This is a genomic window from Oleiphilus sp. HI0061, from assembly GCF_001635675.1.
The window spans coordinates 1-937 of sequence record NZ_LWFE01001861.1; the positions used below are offsets into that span (position 1 = coordinate 1).

General features: G+C 45.7%; 1 protein-coding gene and 1 pseudogene. Both read left to right on the forward strand.

The window, feature by feature from the left end; genetic code table 11:
- Positions 1–276 (forward strand): annotated as a pseudogene (locus A3735_RS28295) (choline kinase); the annotation flags it as partial.
- Positions 277–278: 2 nt separating this feature from the next.
- Positions 279–937: 3'(2'),5'-bisphosphate nucleotidase CysQ (locus tag A3735_RS28300; protein ID WP_068639095.1), on the forward strand; the 659-nt coding region annotated here is incomplete at its 3' end.

Here is a 937-nt window from a genome sequence, read left to right on the forward strand (position 1 = left end):
ATTGGCAGCTGTTTGCATGAAGAAGACTGCCAGCGCTATGAAAATCAGCTACTCGATAGCTACTTTGAACAACTTAAACAGGCTTTGCTCAAACACCAAAGCAATATAAACCCTAGCAAGGTTGAAGCCTCCTGGCGCCCTTTATTTTCAGTGGCATGGGCCGACTTTCACCGCTTCCTTAAAGGTTGGAGCCCTGAACATTGGAAGGTCAACGCCTACAGTGAGCAGCAATCACGCAAAGTAATCTCGCAACTAAATCAAGCTAAGGAGAGTTAGGCATGAAACTCTCCCCCACTGATCTCAAGGAACTCGCTCAATACGCTCGAGAAGCAGCCCAACTGGCAGGCGCTGTCATAATGACTTATGCCAATAAGAAAGTTGAAATCCTAACTAAATCGACAGGTTCAAGCGAAGCATCACAAGTACTAACCGAAGTCGACTTGCGTTGTGAGAAGCTAATTCTTGATCATTTGGACGACAGCGTAAGAAAGTACAACTTGGCAGTACTCAGTGAGGAGCAAGAAGATGACAAGCAACGCCTGATAAAAGAAGCTTTTTGGTGCATTGACCCAATAGATGGAACGCTAGCCTTTACACAAGCAAGACCTGGTTATTCTGTATCAATCGCCCTGGTTTCGAAAACAGGTAAATCTCTAATTGGTGTGGTATATGACCCGGTAAAAGACAGAATGTACTCGGCTATTACAGAGCAAGGCCTCTATTTGAATGGCCAAGCCTGGCGCCCGGAAAACGAACTTCGTACTGAGCAGCTAACGCTCCCCTGTGATCGCAGCCTTCTAAAAAGGCCTGACTTTCCTGATATCCACAAAGCAATCGACCAATGGCGTACAAATAAGGGCTTAACTCAAATCAATGAAATTCATCACTGCGGTGCAGTAATGAACGCCATACAGGCTTTAGAAAATCCACCCGCATG